This window comes from Gordonia sp. 11cp (assembly GCF_057767225.1).
Window position 1 is genome coordinate 1,985,102 of the sequence record NZ_CM173437.1, and the last position, 16,436, is coordinate 2,001,537.

Annotated in this window: 10 protein-coding genes; 2 read left to right on the forward strand and 8 right to left on the reverse strand. The window is 67.4% G+C overall.

Annotated elements, in window-relative coordinates; genetic code table 11:
- Positions 1-115 precede the first annotated feature (115 nt).
- Together pks13 and AC3B6C_RS08790 are read left to right on the forward strand one after the other, a co-directional pair.
- On the forward strand, positions 116-5,446 hold the full coding sequence (gene pks13 / locus AC3B6C_RS08785; RefSeq protein WP_488375711.1) for a polyketide synthase Pks13: 5,331 nt from the start codon (positions 116-118) through the stop codon (positions 5,444-5,446).
- Between the two features lie 11 nt (positions 5,447-5,457).
- Positions 5,458-7,008 carry an acyl-CoA carboxylase subunit beta gene (locus tag AC3B6C_RS08790; protein ID WP_010844859.1) on the forward strand — a complete coding sequence of 517 codons (1,551 nt, stop codon included), beginning with the start codon at positions 5,458-5,460 and terminating at the stop codon, positions 7,006-7,008.
- 16 nt (positions 7,009-7,024) lie between these two features.
- Here the strand turns inward: AC3B6C_RS08790 and AC3B6C_RS08795 are convergent, their stop codons facing one another.
- The 8 genes from AC3B6C_RS08795 to AC3B6C_RS08830 form a co-directional block, all read right to left on the reverse strand.
- A complete protein-coding gene (locus AC3B6C_RS08795; RefSeq protein ID WP_488375712.1) occupies positions 7,025-8,530 on the reverse strand; it encodes a class I adenylate-forming enzyme family protein in 1,506 nt (501 codons plus the stop codon).
- A gap of 85 nt (positions 8,531-8,615) precedes the next feature.
- Positions 8,616-9,443, reverse strand: coding sequence for a mycofactocin-coupled SDR family oxidoreductase (locus tag AC3B6C_RS08800; protein WP_488375713.1), 828 nt, complete (start codon positions 9,441-9,443; stop codon positions 8,616-8,618).
- 103 nt (positions 9,444-9,546) lie between these two features.
- Positions 9,547-10,833: an MFS transporter gene (locus tag AC3B6C_RS08805; RefSeq protein ID WP_488375714.1), complete on the reverse strand. Its 1,287-nt coding sequence runs from the start codon at positions 10,831-10,833 to the stop codon at positions 9,547-9,549.
- A gap of 51 nt (positions 10,834-10,884) precedes the next feature.
- Positions 10,885-11,994, reverse strand: a complete 1,110-nt coding sequence (locus tag AC3B6C_RS08810; protein ID WP_488375715.1) for a zinc-binding dehydrogenase — start codon at positions 11,992-11,994, stop codon at positions 10,885-10,887.
- The gene (locus AC3B6C_RS08815; RefSeq protein ID WP_488375716.1) at positions 11,991-12,845 is read right to left on the reverse strand and encodes an alpha/beta hydrolase fold domain-containing protein; all 855 of its coding nucleotides are present in this window, start codon (positions 12,843-12,845) and stop codon (positions 11,991-11,993) included. Before AC3B6C_RS08815 ends, AC3B6C_RS08810 begins: the two co-directional genes overlap by 4 nt.
- A gap of 44 nt (positions 12,846-12,889) precedes the next feature.
- Positions 12,890-13,633 (reverse strand): SDR family NAD(P)-dependent oxidoreductase, encoded by a 744-nt coding sequence (locus AC3B6C_RS08820; protein ID WP_488375717.1) that lies wholly within the window; start codon positions 13,631-13,633, stop codon positions 12,890-12,892.
- Positions 13,630-14,613: a cyclase family protein gene (locus AC3B6C_RS08825; RefSeq protein ID WP_488375718.1), complete on the reverse strand. Its 984-nt coding sequence runs from the start codon at positions 14,611-14,613 to the stop codon at positions 13,630-13,632. Before AC3B6C_RS08825 ends, AC3B6C_RS08820 begins: the two co-directional genes overlap by 4 nt.
- A 5-nt stretch (positions 14,614-14,618) precedes the next feature.
- Complete coding sequence (locus tag AC3B6C_RS08830; RefSeq protein WP_488375719.1) at positions 14,619-16,430, reverse strand: flavin-containing monooxygenase; 1,812 nt, start codon at positions 16,428-16,430, stop codon at positions 14,619-14,621.
- Positions 16,431-16,436: the final 6 nt, after the last annotated feature.

Here is a 16,436-nt window from a genome sequence, read left to right on the forward strand (position 1 = left end):
GATCCTGCGGACCCGGGCGGGGTGAGTGCGTCGAGATGCCGCGCCCGGACACCCTGCGGGCTCATAATGCACCCGGCACCAGTTCAGGTGCCCCGAGATCAGTAGTCTGGAAGCGATGTCTGAACTGAATACCGACGAGGTCCGCACCATCGATCCGGCCGTGGCCGGCACCGACGGTGAGACCGCCGGTGACCTCACTGTCGACCAGCTTCGTGATTGGCTGCGCGAGTGGGTGTCCCAGGCCACCGGGCTCCCGGTCGAACAGATCGCCGTCGACCGCCCCATGGAAGAACTCGGTCTCTCGTCCCGTGACGCGGTGGCACTCGCCGCCGACGTCGAGGACAAGACCGGGGTGATCCTCACCGCGACGGTGGTCTACAACCACCCGACGATCGCGACGCTCGCGCAGCGGATCATCGAGGGCGATCCCGACGAGGGTCTCGACGACGACTCGGACACCTTCTGGCAGCGTGAACGGAGCGCCGACGACGACATCGCGATCGTCGGCCTGTCGACTCGTTTCCCGAAGTCCGGCACGACGCCGGAGTCCACGTGGCAGGCGCTCATCGCCGGTGTCGACGGGATCTCGGATCTGCCCGAGGACCGGTGGACGGAGTTCAAGTCGGATCCACGTCTCCTCGAGGTCCTGGAGTCGGCGAACACCCGCGGCGGCTATCTCGACGATGTCCGTTCGTTCGACGCCGATTTCTTCCAGATGAGTCCGCGCGAGGTCGAGATGGTCGACCCGCAGCAGCGACTCGCGCTCGAGCTGACCTGGGAGGCGCTGGAGCACGCGCACATCCCGCCGAGTGATCTCAAGGGCGCGCCCGTCGGCGTGTTCATCGGCACCTCCACCAACGACTACCAGCTGCTGGCGACCCTCGGGCTGAGCGAGGGCGCCGAGGACACGGCCGCCTACGCGTTGACCGGCACCTCGACCGCCATCGTGGCGAACCGGGTGTCTTACTTCTACGACTTCCGCGGCCCGTCGATCGCGATGGACACCGCGTGCTCGTCGTCGCTGGTGGCTGTCCACCAGGCGGTGCGCAGTCTGCGCACCGGCGAGTCCGACCTCGCTCTGGCCGGCGGTGTCAACATGCTCATCACGCCTGCTGCGACCCTCGGCTTCGACCGGATCGGCGCGCAGGCCAAGGACGGGCACATCAAGGCCTTCTCCGCCGACGCCGACGGCATGATCCGCGCCGAGGGCGGCGGGTTGTTCGTCCTCAAACGGATGTCGGACGCCAGGCGCGACGGCGACCAGGTCCTCGCGGTGATCGCGGGTTCGGCGATCAACTCCGACGGTCGGTCCAACGGTCTGCCCGCCCCGAATCCGGAGGCCCAGGTCGACGTGCTCCGCGACGCGTACACCGACGCCGCCGTCGACCCACGCACCGTCGACTATGTGGAGGCACACGGCACCGGCACCATCCTCGGCGACCCGATCGAGGCCGACGCGCTGGGACGTGTCGTCGGGCGCGGCCGCCCCGCCGACGCACCGATGCTGCTGGGTTCGGTCAAGACCAACTACGGACACATGGAGTCCGCGGCCGGTGCCGGTGCGCTGGCGAAGGTCGTGCTGTCGATGCAGCACGGCACGATCCCGGCGTCGCTGAACTACAACGGCCCCAACCCCTACATCCAGTTCGACACCAACGGGCTGAAGGTGATCCCGGAGGCCACCGCCTGGCCGCGGTATTCGGGCCACGCCATCGCCGGTGTCTCCGGCTTCGGCTTCGGCGGCACCAATGCTCACGTCGTGGTGCGCGAGGTGCTGCCCGAGGATCTCGCACCGGAGTCGTCGGCGGCAGGAGGTGCCGCCGCGGCCGAACTCCCGGCGTCGGCGTCGCTGGCCGACGAACCTTCCCAGCCGGTTGAGCCTGTCGAAATCGACGACGAGGACGTGTACCTGACCGAGGCCGAGCGGGCCGTGCTCGCCGCGCAGGCGAAGAACGTGGAAACCGCCGTGGTGGAGACCGCGCCGGATCCGGCCGCCGGTTTCGCCCCCTGTGCGGTCGAGGGTTCGGTTGTGCCGCTGGTCATCTCGGGCTTCCTGCCGTCTCGCCGCCGCAAGACCGCAGCGGATCTGCTCGAGTGGCTCGACTCCGACGAGGGGCGGGCGACCCCGCTGGCCGACATCGGCCGGGCACTGGCGCACCGCAATCACGGGCGGTCGCGTGCGGTCGTGATGGCCCGGACCCTGGACGACGCGATCACCGGTGTCCGGGCGGTGGCCGAGGGCAAGAGCAATCCGCTCGTCTACTCGTCGGATTCGCCCGATGCGGCGTCCGCCGTGTGGTTGCTGTCGGGCTTCGGGTCCCAGCACCGCAAGATGGCCAAGCAGCTCTACACCGAGAACCCGATCTTCGCGAAGTACGTCGACCGTGTCGACGAGCTGGTGCAGAACGAACTCGGATACTCGATCGCCGAGATGTTCGTCGACGACGAACAGACCTACGGAACCGAGCAGAGCCAGGTCGGCATCTACACGATCCAGGTCGCGCTCGCCGACACGCTCCGCCACCACGGTGCGGAACCCGGTGTGCTCGTGCCTCATTCGATGGGTGAGGCCTCGGCCGCCTACATCAGCGGCGGTCTGTCCCTGGAGGATGCGACGCGCGTCATCTGCCAGCGTTCGCGGCTGATGGGTGAGGGCGAGGCGATGCTGGAGGGCGACGACATCCGCCGGATGGCACTCGTGGAGTACAGCGCCGACGACATCAACGACGTCCTCGTCGATTTTCCGGACCTGGAGATCTGCGTCTACGCCGCGCCGACCCACACGGTCATCGGCGGACCGGAGCCGCAGGTCGATGCCATCGTCGAACGTGCCGAGAAAGAGGGCAAACTCGGTCGCAAGCTCGCGACCAAGGGCGCCAGCCACACCTCGCAGACGGACCCGCTGCTGGGCGAACTCGCCTACGAGCTGACCGGGATCGAACCGCTGCGTCCGACCATCGGCTTCTACAGCTCGGTCGACCGTGAGGCGTTCTACCGCGCCGGCCATGAGCCGGTGCACACCATCGACTACTTCACCAAGGGGCTTCGCCACAGTGTGTGGTTCAGCCAGGCGATCTCGAAGTCGGTGGAGAACGGCCACCGCACCTTCCTCGAACTCTCGCCCAACCCGGCCGTCCTGATCTCCGTTGCGGCCGTGACGTTCTCGGCTGGTCTGCACGATGCGGAGCTCATCGAGACGCTGCGCCGCAAGGAGGACGAGAGCTACGGTCTCGTCAACGCCCTGATGAAGCTGTACGTGCACGGGCACCGGGTAGACGTCGCATCTCTGTTCGGCGGCGGCGGCTTCGCGGCCATCCCGCGAACCCGCTTCGAACGCAAGGACTTCTGGCTCACCGCCAGCATCAGCTCGGGCGGATCGGCGGGGACCGTCCCCGGTTCGCACGTCGCGCTGCCCGACGGCCGGCATGCCTGGGAGGTCAATGCCTCGGCCGTGACCGATCCTCGCGAACTGGTACGGGCCGCGGCGGCGCAGGTGCTGACGAATGCCGGCGTCGGGGCGTCGGTCGCCCATGGCGACATCCCCACCTCGGGAACCCTGACGACGACGCTCAGTCCGCACCCCGGTGGTGCTGCGGTGAGTGTGCATGCGAAGGCGGACAAGAACTTCCAGTTGCTGTTCGAGGCCGCGGTCACGGGTGATCTCGACGACGCAGCGGGTGCGGTCACTCAGGCACCCGCGGCGGAGAAGCCGTCGGGCGCCGAGGTGTTCGCCGATGACACCGTGATCGTCGAGGACGAGGTCGTCGACGACATCGGCAACCGGTGGAGTCCCGAATCGGGTGAGTCGGTCGGAGATCGTCTGGCGGTCATCGTCGGTGAGTCCATGGGATACGACCCCGAGGACCTGCCGCGCGAGATCCCGCTGATCGAGCTCGGTCTGGATTCGCTGATGGCGGTCCGCATCAAGAACCGGGTGGAGTACGAGTTCGACATCCCCCAGCTGCAGCTGCAGGCGATGCGGCAGGCCAATCTGGCCGACGTGCAGAAGTTCGTCGAGTTCGCGGTCGAGCATCGCGACCAGCTCGACGATCTCGCCCAGAACGCCGCCGGCGGAGGCGAACTCGACACTGCCGCGCTCAACGCCTACATCGACGAGCAGAACGCCAAGGGTGCGGACGCACCGGCTCCCGCCACCGCGGCCGAGTCCGTGGAACCGACCGAGGAGTCGCCGGAGCCGAAGCGGCATGTCGCCGAAGACGTCGCCGACGTCGAGGAGGCGGTGGCGAACTCGCCGGCGCCCGAGGTGCCGAGCCGGCCGGTACAGGCCGACTCGCCCGCACCGGCCACCGACATCACCTCGCAGCGCGCGGTCGCCGAGGCCGCGGGTTCGGATGTGCCACCACGCGATGCGGCCGAACGCCTGACGTTCGGCACCTACGCGGTCGTGACCAAGGCCTCGGCCGGTGGCATCTTCAACAAGCTGCCGGTCCTGTCGGAGGACGTCGCACAGCAGCTCACCGACCGGCTCAACGAGCGCACCGGCGGGGACATCGACGTCGAGGACATCCTGGACTCGGAGACGATCGAGGAGATGGCGAACTACGTTCGCGACCACCTCGACGCCGGTGCGTCGACCGATGGTTTCCTGCGGTATCTGCGCCTGGTCCCGGACGGCAAGAAGGTCTACGACCCGTCTGCGGGCGACCCGACACCGATCCTGCTGTTCCATCCCGCGGGCGGCAACACGTCGGCATACGAGGCCCTCCTCAAGCGTCTTCCCGAGGACCGGCCCGTCATCGGCTTCGACCGCGGGATCGAAGGGACGATCGAAGAGCGTGTGCGCGAGTACCTTCCGCGGCTCCGCGAACTGCAGCCCCATGGGCCGTACGTGCTGGTCGGCTGGTCCTTCGGCGGAGCCCTGGCCTACGGCGTCGCGCAACTGCTGCGCGAGGCCGGAGAAGAGGTCGCCTTCGTCGGGCTCATCGACGTGGTGCGTCCGCGCGCGGACATGACCGAGACCCCCGACAGCAAGCGGGCCCGACTCGAGCGCTGGAAGGATTTCGCGATCCGCAACTACGATCTCGACCCCGAGGTGCCGATCCCGATGGATCGACTCGTCGAGGCCGACGACGAGGGCCAGTTCGCGATCATCATGGAGATGATGTCGATGTCGGGCACCAAGATCCCCGGCGGCATCATCGAGCACCAGCGGACCTCGTTCATCGAGAACCGCGTGCTGAGCAGCATCGCGCCGCAACCGTATGACGGCAAGGTCGTCCTGTACCGGGCCGACAAGATGCACGCAGGCGCAATCGAACTCGAGCCGCAGTGGGCCGAGATCGACGAGGACGGACGCTGGGGCGAGGTGGTCGACGACCTGGAGATCATCCACGTCGGCGGTGACCACCTGTCGATCGTCGACGAGCCGTACATCGGCAAGATCGGTGCTGATCTCGCCGATCGGGTCGCCCGGCTTGGTAAGTAGGAAGAAGGACCGTGACTGACACCACCGCAGGCAAGCTCGCCGACCTCCGTCAGAAACTGGAGGCCGCCCGCGAACCGGGAGGCGAGAAGGCGCTCGCGAAACGCGCCGCGAAGGGGATCTGTTCTCCGCGTGAGCGTCTGAGCATGCTCTTCGATCCGGGGACCTTCGTCGAGATCGGCGCGCTGGCCAAGATGCCGGGTGCGGCCGAGAGCGGTTACGGCGACGGCGTGGTCACCGGACACGGACTGGTGCACGGTCGTCCGGTCGCGGCGTTCTCCCACGACCAGTCGGTCTTCGGCGGGACCGTCGGCGAGATGTTCGGCCGCAAGGTCGCCTCGCTGATGGAATGGGCCGGCAAGATCGGTTGTCCGATGGTGGGTATCAACGACTCCGCCGGTGCGCGCATCCAGGACGCGGTCACCTCGCTCGCGTGGTACGCCGAGATGGGTCGTCGCAACGACCTGCTGTCGGGTCTCGCGCCGCAGGTGTCGGTGATCCTCGGCAAGTGCGCCGGCGGCGCGGTGTACACCCCGGCGAACACCGACATCCTGGTGGCCGTGGAGGACAAGTCGTACATGTTCGTCACCGGCCCCGATGTGCTGAAACAGGTGAACGGCGAGGAGATCTCGGCCGAAGACCTCGGCAGCGCACACAATCAGGCGCGGTGGGGCAACATCCATCACGTCGCCACCGACGAGAAGGCCGCGTTCGACTGGGTCCGTGAGTACCTGCAGTACATGCCGTCGAGTGCCTACGAGCGGCCGCCGGTGATCAACCCGGGTCTGGAACCGGAGATCACCGAGTCCGACCTGTCGCTCAACGACTTCATGCCCGACAACGACAACGCCGGGTACGACATGCACGACATCATCATCAAGCTGTTCGACGACGGCGCTTTCCACGAGGTTGGGGAGTTGTTCGCGCCCAACATCATCACCGGGTACGCCCGCGTGGACGGCCGGTCGGTGGGTGTGGTCGCCAATCAGCCGAGCGTGATGTCGGGTGTACTCGACACCGACTCGTCGGAGAAGGCGACCCGCTTCGTCCGCATCTGCAACGCCTTCAGCATCCCGCTCGTCTTCCTGGTGGACACGCCGGGCATCCTGCCGGGTCTCGCAGAGGAACAGAAGGGCACGATCCGGCGCTCGGGGCGATTCCTGTACGCCTACGTCGAGGCCGACGTGCCCAAGGTGACGGTGGTGCTGCGCAAGGCCTACGGCGGCGCCTACGCGGTGATGGGCAGCAAGCACCTCGGTGCCGACGTCAACTTCGCCTGGCCCACGGCGAAGATCGCGGTCATGGGCGCTGAATCGGCTGCTGCCGTGCTGACCCGACGCCAGACCGAGGGGCTGTCGGCCGCCGAGGCGGACAAGATCCGTCGTGAGTTCATCGATTTCTACAACACGATGATGGCCACCCCGTATCTCGCCGCCGAGCGCGGCTACGTCGACGCGGTCATCGAACCTGCCGAGACCCGTCTGCAGCTCCGGAAGGCGTTGGCGCAGTTGCGCGACAAGGAGGTCCTCAAGACCCCGCGCAAGCACTTCCTGATGCCGATCTAGCGCGCACCACGAGGCGCTACCGGCTGGTGGCGGAGCGAACGCCCGCGTCGCGCAGCCGGCCGCGCTGGAGTTTCCCGGAGCTGTGTCGCGGGATCGCGGTGATCGTCCGTACCTCGGACGGCATCTTGTAGGTGGCCAGGCGGGTCGACATCGACTGTCGCAGCCGATCGGTGTCGAGGGCTCCCGCGGCGACCACGTACGCGACGATTCTCTGTCCCGTGCGATCGTCGGGCTCGGCGACCACCGCGGCGTCGGTGATCTCCGGATGTCGCAGGAGCTCGGATTCGACTTCCGCAGGGGCCACCTGGAATCCGGACACCTTGATCATGTCCTTCTTGCGGTCGACGATCCAGATCCTGTTCGTCTGGTCGATGCGGGCGACGTCACCGGTCCGGAACCACCCGTCGTCGGTGAACGGTGAGTCGCTCCCGGCGTCGAGGTGTGTATAGGCAACGGCGACACTGGGTCCCCGGACCTCCAGCTCACCGTCCTCGCCGAGACGGACCTCGGTCCCGGCAGTCGGGAAGCCCGGCGAGTCCAGCCGCCATTGTCCCGGGTCGTCGACCGGGTTGAAGGCGACCATCATCGCCTCGGTCATACCGTACGAACACAGGAAACCGACCCCCGTCTTCGAGGTGATCGTCGCGGCCAGATCCGCGGGTACCGGGCTGCCGCCCCACATGAAGAACCTGAGCGCAGGGAACTGGTCGGGTCCGAGATCGGGCTGTCGGGCGAGCCGATGGGCGACCGTTCCGGCGAGCGGCCAGACGGTGACCGCACCCGTTCGCAACTGGGCGAGGCATTCGTCGAAGTCGAAGCGTCTGAACAGCGTCACTCGCGCACCGACCGAGAGGGCGGCGAACATCATCGTCGTGCCGAAGATGTGGCACAGCGGGATCGAGATCTGCATGCGATCGTCGGGCCCGAGTCCGGTGTGCTGCACGAGCTGCTCGACTGCTCCACTCACGCTGCCGACGGTGTGGACAACTCCTTTGGGAAAGCCGGTGGTCCCAGACGAGAACGGGATGAACAGTTCCCCAGAAGAATTCACGACGACCTTCGGCGGTCCGGCTTCGTCGCCGGGTGTTGCTCCCGGAACAATGGTGTCGTCGACCGGCAGCAGCGTGATCTCGTTCCCGGGGTGGTCGCGATGAGCGTCGTCGACGATCGCCGCGGTCGCACCGGCCGTCCGGAGCGCCGTCCGGACCTCGTGTGGGGTCCAGCTGGGATTCGGCGCGACGAAGGCGGCACCGAGCCGGGCGAGGGCGATCTGGTGGATGACATAGGCGGGTGTGCTGTCGAGAACGATCCCGACCCGGTCACCGGCCTCGATCCCCGCTCGATGCAGGCTGATTGCGGCGTTGTCGACCGCGGTGTCGAGATCGCGGTAGGTCCACTCGACTCCCTCCGCCTCGATCGCCACGCGGTGCGGGCGTCGTCGAGCGCCGGCGGACAGGGCCGACGAAATACTCGTGCCCTCCGCCTGATCGCCCTCGTGCCTGCCCTGCTGCGAGGTGGTCATTGTTCGGGTCCTTTCGAAGGGTCGTCTGCGGTGTCGACGCAAGCCGCTGCAGCAGAATGATTCTGGACGTGCACCGGGGTGCCCGTCACACGATGGTGTTGCCTTGATCGACAGGCAGCGCGACGCCGGTGATCGTCCGCGACATCGGCGAGGCGAGGAAGAGGACCGCGTCGGAGATGTCCTGCGCCGAGGCGACTTCGGGATCGTGCAAGATCTGTTTGAAGCTGTCGGCGTACGACGGATTGTCGGCGAGCAGTTTCTCGCCGTAGGCGGGCATCCCGCCCATCGGGGTGTCGACGGCCCACGGGTGCACGGTGTTGACCCGGATGTTGTACTGCCCGAGCTCGAGCGCAGCGGCGCGCATGAGGCCGGTGACTCCGAATTTGGAAGCGGCATAGGCGATCATGCCGGGGATCGCCTTCAGGCCGCCCGCCGAGCTGGTGAGAATGATCGAACCGCCCCTTCCGCCGTCGACCATGATCGGTGCGACCGCCCGGAGGGTGTTGTACGCGCCGGTCAGATTGGTGCCGATCGTGTCGTCCCAGGGGTCGTCGTCGTCCGCGTCGAGCAGGCTCGTCCATACATTCACTCCGGCATTGGCGATCGCGATGTCGAGGCCGCCCAGCGTCTGGGTACCGGAACGGACGACATCGGCGAGCGCCTGCTGGTCACGGACGTCGACCTCTCCGGTGATGATGCGGCCGCCGAGCTCCTGGACCAGGTGGGCGGTCTGTTCGAGGTCTGCCGAGGTGGCAGGCTCGTACGAGGCAGAGCTCACCCGGCGGCAGACATCGAGGGCCAGGATCGAAGCACCGTGCCGTGCGAGGGTCAGGGCATGGCTCCGCCCCTGCCCACGTGCGGCACCGGTGATCACGGCGACCTTGCCGTCCAGTAGACGTGCTGATGAACTCACAGTTCCTCCTTCTTGGTGGTGTTCAGACGAAGAACGGCGGGCGATGGGTCCACCCGACGCCATGAAGTCGTGGCCGATGCGGTCGCGTCATGACGAGGCACGGTCACTTCGCGACGAGATCGCCCTCCGGCTCGTCGATGTGGACCGCGTCGACCGAGTAGCGGTACGACCCCATGCCGAGCAGACAACCGATCGCGATGATCACCATTCCGACCAGCGGCACGATTCCCGCGGTGTAGGAGCCGGTCAGCGTGAAGATCTGGGCGAGGAGTGTCACTCCGGCTGCGGACCCCAGAGCGTAGAGGAGGGTGACGAACCCGAACACGCGCCCGAACGAGTGCTTGGGGAAGTACCTGCTCGTCAGGTAGGCGTTGAGATCGGTCTCGGCACCGAGGACCAGCCCGATCAGCACGGCACCGATCAGCAGCATGCCCGAGGCGGTCGACGAGATCACCAGCGTGACACCGACGGCGCCCAGCACGAAGACCACGGACCCGACGAGAGGCGCGAAGATCCGATCGAACAGGTACCCGGACAGCAACCGCGCGAAGATCGACGAGAAGTTGATGGTCGAGAGCACGACAACCGCGAGTCCGAGGTCGACGCCCTTGTCGGTCGTCATGGGGATGACCTGCGACATCAGGCCGAAGCTCGCCGCCGAGATCAGGAAGCTGACTGCGCCCAGCAACCAGAGCTGCCGGTGCTTCCTCGCGAGGCGCAGGAGCGACTCACCGGCGTCTTGCGCGGAAGACGCGGAAGCCACGTCACTCTCGCCCTCCTCGGGCATCCGGGTGATCAGCAGATAGACCGCCGCGGGCACCGTCGCGCAGACGGCGCCGATGATGAAAAAGGTTCCCCGCCAACCGACCAGGTCGAGGGTCCAGCTCGCCAACGGCGGCATCACCACCCCGCACAGGCCCAGACCCGCCATCAGGATCCCGAGGGCGAATCCACGACGATCGGAGAACCACGCGCTCACGACGGCCGCGTGGGCGATGGGCGCGAGAGCCCCTGCGCACGAACCGATGAGGACACAGAGGAGGTAGAAGACCGCGCGGTTGTCGGGCAATGCAGCCATGGCCATCAGCCCGACGCCGAAACCGACAGACATCGGGATGCTGGGGATTCTCGGCCCGAACCGGTCGATGAGTACGCCCAGGACCACGACGCTGATCCCGACCATCACGGTCTCGATCGAGAACCCGGTCGCGATGACGCCACGCTCCCAACCGAATTCGTCGGACATCGGCTCGCCCAGCACGTTGAACAGCGCGTTCACCGTGTTCGATCCGAACACCAGTGACAGCGCACCGGTCGCCACGTACCACCAGCGATTCAGCGGTCGGCCGATTCCGATGGTCGATCTCGTGCGAGTGAGTCTCTGAGTCATTGTCTCTCGATGCTTGTCGTGATCCGCTGCGCTCGCGCGCGTGGCGGTCGGTCAGGGATTCACCACGGCTTTGACGGCCACCCCGGAGGTCGCCGCGGTGATGGCCTCCGTCACCTGTTCGAGCGGGAACCGATGGGTGACCAGGTTGTGCAGGCCGAGCGCGGCGCCGTGACGATCAGCCAGCTCCACGGACCGGCCGTAATCGTCGATCGGGCAGCCGAGCGAACCGATGATCGATATCTCCCGGTTGTTCACCGGCACCGGATTGAACGGGACCGTGGAGCCACCGGAGAACAGGCCCAGGACCAGGAGGCGCCCTCGCAGGCCGAGCATCGGCACGGCTTCGTCGAATGCACTGATGTGCCCGGCTGCTTCCACGACGACATCGGCCCCGCGGCCGGCCGTCAGGTCGCGGATGTACTGCAGCCGTTGCGTCTCGTCGGTGTCGGGCAGCGAAACCGTATGCGTCGCACCCAGGTTCTCGGCTGCGGTCATCCGCTGGCCGGGCTCGCCGATCACGACGATCCGCGAGGCCGGGCCGAGCCCGAAGAGCATCGTCGCCGCCAGACCGACCGGCCCGTTGCCCTGGATCACCACGGTTGCGCCGGCAGACACGCCGCCCAGTCGTCGGAGCCCGCCGAGAGCTGTGGGCATCGCGCAACCGAACGCGATCACCGCGTCCGACGCCGCCGAATCGGGGATGCGGAAATACGCTGCGCGCGTGGAGATCGTCGCGAAGTCCTGATACGAGGCCGACGACGGTCTGCCGACTCCCTGGGGCCAGTCGAGGTTCGCGCACAGGGCCGTCGGCCAGTCCGCGGTGCAGCTCTCGCAGACCCCGCACGGGGTCGGGGGTGACCAGAAGACCCTGTCGCCCACAGACAATGGTGCACCGGCGCGGTCCGCCGACACGCCGCTCCCGAGTTCCACGATCGTCCCGATTCCCTCGTGACCGAAGTGGTAGGCACTGATGGCGGTGTATCCGCGGTCGGTACCGGTCGCGGCGACCTCGCCGGTGAGATGGTGTCCGTCGGAGCCACAGACCCCGGCGTGTGTCACCTGCACCACGAGCTCGGCGGAACCGGGGGGTGGAACGTCGCGTTCGACGCAGTCGAGTCCGGCCTGCTGGCCGCGGAACACGATCGATCGTCCCCGCCTCATGCCTGCACCCGATCCCGCGCCGACGTCATGCCGACGAAGTCGCGCATCAGATCCAACGACGAACGTACGGCCGGCGACTGTGGCCCGGTGATGTGCCAATCGTGCGGTTGGTCGAGGACCTCTCGGAACCAGACGGTGACGCCCGATGCCAGTAGTCGAGCCGCGAGATGCCGTGCGTCGTCCCGGAGTACCTCGGTGCTGCTCGTCTCGATGAGAACCGGTGGTTGCCCCGTCCAGTCGCCCAGCGCCGGCGACAGCGACGGATTCGCGACATCGTGCCCGGCGCTGTAACCGGCGGCGGCCTCCCGTGCGTCCCGAGCGGAGAACAGGGAGTCGGTGGGCCCGCATTCGGTGAAGCTGTCGTTGACCACTCGTAGGTCGACCCAGGGTGACAGGAGCATCGTCGCTCGGTGCAGGGGCCGGACCTCGGCACGCAGCGACAGCGCTGTCGCCGCGGCGAGCCCCGCACCCGCGGAATCGCCGGACAGCACGAAGCTCCCCGAGGTCGCCGCGACCCATTCCGCGGCGGCATGACACGCCTGGGCGGCCGCCGGGTACGGATGCTCCGGGGCGAGGGGGTAGTCGACCGCGAGCACACGCGATCGGGTCTGTACCGCAACATGACTGAGGAACGGCGCCCACGCGGCCGCGGACCCCAGCCGGAAGCCTCCGCCGTGCAGGTGGATGAGGGTCGGGCCGTCGGCGAACTGCGCGGGATCGATCCGGAGGCCGGCGAAACCGGGTTCGGCCACCGAGGTCACCGTCGCATCGGGGTGGGGCGGCTGGGAACCCATTGCCGCCTCGATCTCGCCACGGCGGCGGTCGAGGGCAGTTCCTGCGGGGGATGTCATGTTTCGGCCTTTCCTCGGCGCCTGTCCGAGGGATCGTGTGTCGGTCAGTACTTGGTGAGTCCGCCGTCGGCGGCGATGGCGCCGCCGGTGATGAACCGCGCATTGTCGGATACCAGGAATGCGATGAGGTGGGCGATCTCGTCGGGGTGGGCGCGTCTGTCGAAGACTCCGGGAGTCGTTCGTACCGAGGAGCCCTCCTTGCCCGCGGCGACCGCGAGCATGGGGGTGTCGACCATCCCGGGCATCACCGAGGTGCACCGGACACCGGATTCGGCAACCTGGTGGGCGATGGCGCGGGTGAGTGCGTTCACCCCTCCCTTGCTGACCGGGTAGGCCGTACTCGACAGGCCCATCACCGCTGCGGCCGACGAGACGTTGACGACCGCGCCGGCGGTGTCGACCAGGCTCGGCATCGCCCGGCGGCACATCAGGAACGTGCCGCGGAGGTTCACCGCGATCACCCGGTCGAACGTCTCCACCGATGAATCGAGAATGCCGACATCGTCCGCGGAAGTGACCGCGGCGCTGTTGATGAGCGCGTCGAGGCCGCCGAACTCGTCGACGGCCCGTGTGACCGCCTCGTCGACGTCGGATTCATCCGCCACGTTCGCCCGGATCGACAGGTGCTCGCCTCCCTCGCGGGACGGGGGCATGGACTCCGGTGGGATCTCGTTGACGTCGACCAGCGCCACCCGCCACCCTTGCTCGGCGAGCAGTCGGCTGACCGCGAGACCGATCCCGGATCCGGCACCGGTGACGATCGCGGACTTCCCTCTCGCGCCGCTCATTTGATGGCGACCGGATTGATCGGCGAACCGACGCCGCCGGAGATCTTCAGAGGCGGTGCGACGACCTGGAACTCGTAGCGCCCATCGGCGGCACAATCGGCGGCGAGCGCCGTGAGGTCCCAGAACTCACCGAAAGACAAGCCCATCTCCCGCAGACAGAGAAGGTGCATCGGCAGCATGTTGCCGGGAATCCCGGAGGCGGCGTCCTCGATGGCACTGTTGTCGGCCGCAACCGCGGCGACGTGACGTTCCCGGAACCATGACGCGGTGCGCCAGTCGAGTCCCGCGCAGGGGGACCGGTCGCCGGTGCCCACGAACTTCGAGACCCACCCGGTGTGGATGAGCACGACATCGCCTTCTCTGACCTCGACACCCTGCGCCTCCGCGGCCCGGCTGAGTTCGTCTGCGGTGATCGGTGTCCCGTGCGGGAGGAACGTGTCCTCCCCGCGGAGCCGGACGATGTCGAGGAGTACGCCCCGTGAGGTGACCCCTCGCGCCGCCACCTTGTCGATGCCGCAGCGGTACGCCCCGACGCTGGTGACCGTGTCCGCCGAGAAACCGTTGTAGAGCTGGTCGTCGTAGTACGCGTGGGAGAGCGCGTCCCACTGGGTCGCGGACTGGGTGTGCATGATGATCATGTCGTCGGTGAACCGCAGGATGTCCGACGACATGAAAGCGCTGAATTCCTGTGCCAGACCGTTGGTCTCCCACGACGGGAAGGTCTCGGCCATCGCGTGACGATCACCGCCGGTGATGGTCATCACGTGTAAGGGGTTGCGACGGAACAGGTTGTCACCCTGGGGGCCCGTCGGCGCGAAGTCCATGCCCAGCTGGAACACGGCTCCCTTCCGGACGAGGTTCGCACTCTCGCGGACGACATCGGGAGTGATGTAGTTGAGCGTGCCGATCTCGTCGTCGGGGCCCCAGACCCCCCAATTGCGTACCTGGGCGGCCATCTCGTGGAATTCGTCCATCGACATGTCCGTCACCCGACCAATCCGTTGAGGTGTGCCGCGATCTGGAGGGCGAGGAATCGACCGTAGCGGCGGACCTCGATGACCCCGCCGCCCGCGTACCAGAGGTGCGGATACCCGGACGGCTGGAAGATGAGCCCGCGCTCGTTGCGTGTGGAGTCGATGCCGTAGAACGCGTCGGTACTGTCCACGACCTCGTTGCCCAGGTACTTCCGCGAGCTCTCCCGCATGTCGAGGAAGCCGGTGGCGAGTACCACGAGGTCGGCTGCGAGTCGTGTCCCGTCGGTCAGCACCACCTCGTCGGCGGTGAAGTGGTCGAGGCCGACCCCTGACCGGACGGCGACCTTGCCTTCGATGATCAGCTCGGACGCGCCGACGTTGACGTAGTAACCGCCCGGTCCGCCGGGGCGACACCCGAAGGACATCAGGCCGGCGCGCTCGCCCATACGCGGATCACCCATGCACACCGCGAATCCGGCGGCCTCGAGCCCGTCGAGCAACTCACGGTCCCCTTCGGCGATCGCCTCGGTCTGGGCTACCGCCATCTCGAGCAGGAGCGGCCACGGAATCGAATCCGATTGCAGATCCGCATAGTCCAGCGGAGGCGAATCCTCGCTGTAGGCCGACTCGAACAGGATCTTGTTCCCGTAGTCCCGGCTCAAAACGTAGGTCGGCCCTCGCTGCACCATCGTCACGTGGGCCCCGCCGTAGTGGAAGTCCTCGACGACGTCGTGCGCACTCGTGCCCGCGCCGATCACCACGACGTTGCGCCCCTCCCAGCCCTGGCCCGTCCTGTGCTCGCTGGAGTGGATGACCGTGCCCTTGAACTCCTCTCGGCCGGGTACCTCGGGAACCCACGGCACGGAGGAGGTTCCGGTGGCGACCACCAGGTGCTTCGGCCGCAGCGTGCGTTCACCCGCGTCGGATCGCGTCACCACGGTCCAGCTCTGGGCGGCCGCGTCGAAGTCGGCGGAGAGGACCTCGGTGCCGGTCCAGACGTTCAGCTCCAGCGACTCTGCGTAGTTCTCCAGCCAGTTGGCGAACTTTCGCGCCGGTGTGTACACCGGCCAGCTGTCCGGGAAGGGAAAGTGCGGCAGGTGATCGCTGTACACCGGAGCATGGAGTACCAGAGACTCATATCGGTCACGCCAGACGTCACCGACCCGAGGCGTCTTCTCGACGACCAGGGTGTCGACACCCATCAGGCTCAGTGTGGACGCGAGCCCGAGCCCGTTCTGCGCACCGCCGATGACGAGGACCTCGGGATCCTCACGGTCGTGTGCGGTCGACTGTGCCCGGCTGTGATGCCAGGGGGTCTCGGTCGCGTGGCCGCTGGGCCGTGGTCGCCGATGGCGCACGGCGAGAGGTCGATCGAGCAACTCGGCGCCCTCGGTGAGGACGGTCCAGGCCCGCCACTGGCCGTCGGGCTGCTCGACGAGGCGTGCGTGACCACGACCCCTCACCGTGTTCGTCGTGAAACCGAAGAAACCCTCGATCCACGTCGACCCCGGTGCCGGCGTGGTGAGCGCCGGGGCGATCCCGTCGTCCGGCTGCACCGAGGTGATGACCTCCGGACTCGACTCGACGAACGCGGACACGTCGGACGGTCCGTTGTGACTGGACAGCTGCCAGTCGAGGGCGACCATGTCCCGCCACCACACATGCGGGGTGAGAATCGTTCGCAGCGTTGCGGTGTCGCGGCCGACGACAGCGGTGGTGAAGGTCGCCAGCCATTCTGCGAACACGGCGCCGGCGTCGCGCGCCGCGTCGGTGTCGGCGAGGGTCGCCGTTGTTGACTGGTCGATGGTCTGTTCAATGGTCATGGGAGT